This is a genomic window from Bradyrhizobium sp. PRIMUS42 (genome assembly GCF_023006515.1).
Taxonomy (GTDB): domain Bacteria; phylum Pseudomonadota; class Alphaproteobacteria; order Rhizobiales; family Xanthobacteraceae; genus Bradyrhizobium.
This window is the reverse complement of sequence record NZ_JALBGZ010000425.1, coordinates 1-5,637: the sequence shown is the minus strand read 5'-3', so window position 1 is coordinate 5,637 and position 5,637 is coordinate 1. Positions and strand designations below refer to the sequence as shown.

4 protein-coding genes and 3 pseudogenes are annotated in these 5,637 nt (G+C 65.2%); 3 read left to right on the top strand and 4 right to left on the bottom strand.

The features are described from left to right. A partial coding sequence (locus MOV75_RS25540; protein WP_247006808.1) for an FAD-dependent oxidoreductase occupies positions 1-694 on the top strand: 694 nt, incomplete at its 5' end. A gap of 34 nt (positions 695-728) precedes the next feature. Here MOV75_RS25540 and MOV75_RS25535 read toward each other — a convergent pair. Together MOV75_RS25535 and MOV75_RS25530 are read right to left on the bottom strand one after the other, a co-directional pair. Continuing rightward, positions 729-1,058, bottom strand: a complete 330-nt coding sequence (locus MOV75_RS25535; RefSeq protein WP_246929830.1) for a hypothetical protein — start codon at positions 1,056-1,058, stop codon at positions 729-731. 358 nt (positions 1,059-1,416) lie between these two features. Further along, positions 1,417-1,691 (bottom strand): annotated as a pseudogene (locus MOV75_RS25530) (DUF3088 domain-containing protein); the annotation flags it as partial. Positions 1,692-1,735: 44 nt separating this feature from the next. Between MOV75_RS25530 and MOV75_RS25525 the strand changes: the two are divergent. Next, a pseudogene (locus MOV75_RS25525) lies at positions 1,736-2,401 on the top strand (AMP-binding protein); the annotation flags it as partial. Next, positions 2,400-2,747: pseudogene (locus MOV75_RS25520) on the top strand (oleate hydratase); the annotation flags it as partial. The pseudogenes MOV75_RS25525 and MOV75_RS25520, both read left to right, overlap by 2 nt. Positions 2,748-2,783: 36 nt before the next feature. On the opposite strand, the gene MOV75_RS25515 reads toward MOV75_RS25520, so the two are convergent. Beyond that, positions 2,784-4,634 carry a sensor histidine kinase gene (locus MOV75_RS25515; protein ID WP_246929829.1) on the bottom strand — a complete coding sequence of 617 codons (1,851 nt, stop codon included), beginning with the start codon at positions 4,632-4,634 and terminating at the stop codon, positions 2,784-2,786. A 144-nt stretch (positions 4,635-4,778) separates the two neighbouring features. Further along, a complete protein-coding gene (locus tag MOV75_RS25510) occupies positions 4,779-5,375 on the bottom strand; it encodes a hypothetical protein (protein ID WP_246929828.1) in 597 nt (198 codons plus the stop codon). Between the last annotated feature and the right edge of the window lie 262 nt (positions 5,376-5,637).

The window sequence follows — 5,637 nt, the reverse complement described above, 5'->3', positions numbered from 1 at the left end:
CTTCGTCGACGTCCGCCGCTCCGGCATCATCGCGATGAAGCTCGACGACGGCGAAGCGATCGTCGACGTGCAGATCTGCACCGAGCGCGATGTGCATGGCTGCGATCGCGTGATCCTCACGGTGCCGCTGCCGCTGCTGCGCGAGATGGCCCTGCCGGCGAGCGCGCGCGCGAAGCTTGCCGCCACGGACGACATAGGCTTCGGCAATGTCATCAAGATCCTGCTGCGCTTCGCGCGGCCCTGGTGGCGCGAGCGGAAGGAAGATCTCGCAGGCATGACCTTCCTGCTGTCGGACGAGACGATCCCGGTGTGGTGGACGCAATATCCGAGCCGGCATGCCGTGCTCACCGGCTGGTTCGGCGGCCCGCGTACGGCGGAGCTAGAAAGACTCGATCCGCAAGGACTGATCGAGGCCGGGCTCGATTCGCTCGCCGCCATCTTCAAGCTGTCGCGCGAGGACATCGCGCACGAGCTCGTGGCAGCGACGGCGACCAACTGGGCGCACGATCCCTTCGCCCGCGGCGCCTATTCCTGGGCGACGCCGCGGACGCGCGCGGCACAAGCGATCCTCGCGCGTTCCGACGGCCTGGTGTTGTTCTCCGGTGAAGCGCTCTATCGCGGAGCCGACATGGGCACGGTGGAAGCCGCCCTGGCGAGCGGCCTGGAGACGGCCGGGATGATCCTTAGGGGATAAGAAAAAAGGCCCGCATCTCTGCGGGCCTCATCTCTCACCAGCGACTGCCGCCGAAGCCGAATGTCACGCTGGGGCCGCCGCCGCCGTAATATCCGTACGGGCCGCCGCCATAATAGCGGTGGTGCCTGGGGTAATAGCCATAGTTGCGGTGGTGCGAACGATAATAGCCATGATGGTGATGATGAGGCCGCCAATGATGGTGATGGCGATGGCCATGATGGTGGTGCCGGTGCTGCGCACTGATGTCGGTCGATTGGCTGGCTGGCGCGTTCCGCTGCGCGCTTGAATTGTCGGCCGCGTTTGCCGCCGATCCGCCGGCAAGCGCCGCAGCTCCGACCGCCATCGCGACAATGAGATACTTCATGTCATCACTCCAGTTGAATGTCGTGTGACAACAGATGGGCCTTCGCCGCGTTCCGGCCAGTGCGGGCGTCGAAACGACGCAGTATTGCGACGCCGCGATTCGCCCACGAGTGGGCGTCGTGGGATTTATTGTCGCATCAACGGCGTTGATCGCATTGCTGCCATCACTTGGCCGCGAACGACGCGATCGCGTCACCCGTTTCGTGACGCCATTGCAGACCTGTGGCCCGGATTGCGCTCCGCTCCATCCGGGACACGAGAGGGCTATGCCGGCTGGCGGATGCGTCTCAAGGATGCGGATCGGGAAAGCGGTGGCGTTCGGAGAGCGCGGCGAGGATCGCGTCCTTGTCGGCGATGAAGGCCCGTCCCTGGTGGCTGCCGGTCTGGTGCGGCGATGTCGCTCCGTCAGCCAGGACGAGCAGCGGCAGCGACTGATTCTCCTCGCCGAGAAGCCGATCACCGGCTGCCTGGGGCGCGGCCATGCGATGCGCTCGACATCCAGCTTGTCGGCGAGCTGGGGAAACGAGGCCAGCGCGCCCTCGATCAGCGCGCAATGCCAGCAGTAGAACAGGCGCCCCGGAAAGGCCGGGTCCTCGAAACCGGGGCGCAGCAGGAACAGGCGGTCGCGCGTCATGGGTCGCTCCGAAGCATGGCCGCTTTGCTGAGGATCAAACCGGCGGCCTCGTGCCGGTGCCGATGCATGCCGTCGACAACCCCGACAGCATCGCCTACGTCCTCGCCGATTCCGGCGCGCTGCTCGTGTTCGTCGATACACTGGAGCGCTGGCAGGCGATCGTGGCGACCGGCCAGCCGCTCGACCATCTCAAGCGCATCGTCTGCGCGGATGCAGGCGGGCTCATCACACCGGATGCGCGCATCGTCGGGCTCGATCACTGGCTCGCACAACCACCCGGCGCGACTGCGCCGCTGCCCGATGTCGCGGTCCAGCCGGACGATCTCGCCGCCATCGTCTACACCTCGGGCACGACGGGGCGGCCGAAGGGCGTGATGCTGTCGCACGGCAACGTGGTCGCCAACGTGAAGGCGATCGCGTGCCGTATCAAGGCCGAGCCGCACGACGTCCTCCTGTCCTTCCTGCCGCTCTCGCACACCTTCGAGGGCACCGGCGGCTATTACTATCCGATCGCCGCCGGCGCCTGCGTCGCCTATACGCGGTCGGTGCCGCAACTGTCGGAGGACCTGAAGCACGTGCAGCCGACAGTGCTGGTCTCGGTGCCACGGATCTACGAGCGCATCTACGCGCTGATCATGCAGCACCGGGCGGCAGCAGGCTGGATCGAGCGCACGCTGTTCGACCTCACGGTCGCAATCGGCGGGCGGCGGCGCGGATATTTTGAAGGAGCTGTGCGGCCACCTGAACTTCGATGCGAGCGTGTTCGAGGACGCGATCTGCATTCCCTGCCGCATGCCCTACATCACCAGCATGTTCATGCCGCGCAATTGGGCCGACCGGCCGCTGCCGGTGCCGAAGAACTCGGTCAACCTCGCTTTCGTCAGCCAGTTCGTCGAAATCCCCGACGACGTCGTGTTCACCGTGGAATATTCGGTGCGGGCGGCGCAAATGGCGGTCTATCAGTTCATGAAGATCGATCGCCCGGTGCCGCCAGTGACCCGCCACGACAAATCGCTCGCGGTGGTCTTCGCGACGCTGGAGAAGGCGTTCGCGTGACGACCGCGACGGCGCCACTGGCGCCTGCGATCGCCGCTATCGCGGCGCTGCCAGCGGCAGGCTGACGTGAAAGACGGCGCCCCCCGACGGCACGTTTTCGGCCCAGATGCGCCCGCCATGCGCCTTGACGATGGTATGGGCGATCGAGAGGCCGATGCCCATGCCTTGCGCCTTGGTCGTGAAGAACGGCTTGAAGATCTCGGTCACCTTTTCCGCGAGGATCCCGTCACCGGTATCGGTGACGGAGACGAGAGCCACATTGCCATCTGCGAGGCTGGTTCGCCCGACGACGCGGCGCCGCTTGTCCGGCAGATGCGCCACGGCATCTATGCCGTTCACGACGAGATTCAGAATGGCCTGCTGGAGCTGGATCTTGTCGGCCTTGACGCGGATCTCTCCGGATGAGGGCTCCGTCACCAGCTCGACATCGTGCGTCAGCGCCTGCACGGAGAGGAATCGAAACACCTCGCCGACCATCGCATTGAGGTCGAGTTCGCGCCGTTCGGTCGGGTCCCGCTTCAGAAACGCGCGCAGCCGGCTGATGACCTCGGCGGCCCGCTGATCGTCCCGGCAAATGTGGTCCAATATGTCCCTGACCTCGTCGAGGTCAGGCGCCGGATTCTGCAAGATCTGCTGGGCCGCCTCGGCATTGATCAGGATGGCGGCGAGCGGCTGGTTCAGCTCGTGGGCAAGCGAGACCGACATCTCGCCCGCGGTTGCGCGGCGATTCAAGTGGGCAAGCTCCGACATGCGCTGACGCGCCTCGACCTCCGCCACGAAGCGCAAGCGGCGCTCGCGCAGCAGGATGGCGATCATCAGCGCCTGCACCAAAACGACGCTCGCGACGATGGTGGCGTGCCAGTGATAGTGCTCCCAGAAGGTCTGTTCACGGAAACGGATCTCGCTGCCGGGGGGCAGATTGGCTTCATTCACGTTCCATCGTCTCAGCTCCCGCCAATCGAAGATCGGCTTTACGTTGTCTCCGGCGAAGGGGACGATGCTCGACGGGGCTTCGCCGTCGAGGATCCGCGTTGCCACTTCGCCGGCTTCCCGTCCTATCATTTCGGGCAGCAGCAGAAATCCGCCCAATCCGGAACGCCCGAGGAACGTATCGGACGTGATGATGATCGGGCGGTTGGCCTTTTCGGCGATGCGTGCGAGCGCCGAGGCCGGCGAATAATAGGTGCCTTCGCCGTCGGAATACATCGCCGAGGTCAGGATCGCAGAGCGGGCAGTCAGGGAGGCGAGGTGATCGCGGACCTCGCGCAGCACTGCGCCGGACAGATCGGTGACTTCGAGGTCGGGCATTGCGGCCGCGAAATCCTGCTTCCAGTGTCCATATGTCAGCGGATTCTTCCAGGCCTCGCCGACGAGGACGACATGGTTCAGGTCGGGAACGACGGCGCGGGCTGCGGTCAGCAGCTGCGCCGGCCGTACCCGTGCGAAGACGGCCGTCGTGTTGGGCAGGAAAAGCGCGCGCGTCTCAGGCAGATCGGGCACGAAGCCGTAGACGACGGGCGCGCCTGGCCAGATCTCCTGCTTGCGCTTCTGAAGGAATTTCGCCGACGCAACGCCGATCGAAACGATGACGTCGATCGGCCGCTGCGCATATTTGGTCCTGAGGTGGCCGACCAGGCTCTCTTCATAGCCGGGTCCCGGGAAGCGGGTGAGATCGAGGCTTTCGCCGTAGGTCACCGTGTGAGCCGTCCCGCTCTGCTTTGCGGCGGCGCGGATGCCGGCGAAGATCTCGGAATAAAACGGTGAGCGGAAATCGGCTTCTTCCAGAACCAGGATCGAACGCTGCCGCTTGCCGTCGGCCGCGATGCATTCACGCGACAGGCTTGCGAGCAAGCAGACGATCAGGATGCGCACCAGCCCGATGATCATACGCGTTGCTGGACCGTGGCCCGCCCCCATTGCAATCGCGTCTCCTCGATGAGGACGCGTGCCCGAGCATAACCGGCTGACCTGGAGTTTCAACGGAGCGATGCGCGACGGTTGCGCAATCACTCAAGGCGGGACGAAGTGCCGCTACTTGAACGGATCCTGGATCGACGGCGACGACTGGCGGATGCGGCGCACACTCACCGGCTTACCGTCGGAGACGAACAGCAGTTCATATCGACGGCCTTCGTTGTCGGTCGCTGAGCAGGTGACGTCGTTGACCTTCCTGGCGGCGAAATTGCCGGTCTGGCGGCAGAGGCCGGTAGAGGTCTGCTCGGCCGGCACCGGCAGGCCGTCGACCTTGGGACGGTGCTTGGAGTTGAGCAGCATGCGGTCGATCGGCAGCTCGTAGGAATTGTCGTCGGCGCGCTTGCCGTTCTCCCCGGAGAACGACACCACGTGGCTGTCGTCGGAGGGATCGTCGACCGCGACCGCGAAATTGACCCGGCCCTTGTCGCCGTGGGCGTAGGCCACCGTCTTGCAGGCGAAGGCGCGGCCGGCGACCTTGAAGGTCTTGCAGTGGCCGGATATCAGCGCCAGCAGGTCGATATAGGCGTTCTGCGGCGCCGGCGGATTGTGGACCGGGATCGGGGCGGAAGACTCGGCAAAACAAGGGCTTGCAGAAGCGGCAAGGGTGGTGGCCAAAGCCAGCATGGCGGCCAGCGGCGGTCGGCAGAGGCGCATCGGAGGGCTCACGCGCCAGGGAACCAGGGAAAATTTCCGCACCACAACCATCGAACCACAAATTGGTTGCGATCCCGTTTGTTCTGCAAGTCCCGTCTGGAATACCACCGCGCCACCCCAACGGCGAATTCGCCCAAATCGCCCAACCCGTCCCGCCAGCACTTGCCGTCAGGCCGGTGTTTTTTTCGTGGCGGAGCTACCCCATCGCCGCCTGCCAGCGCCTGTCGCGCAGGGACGGGCGGCGGTGCAGGCGGGCGTCCAG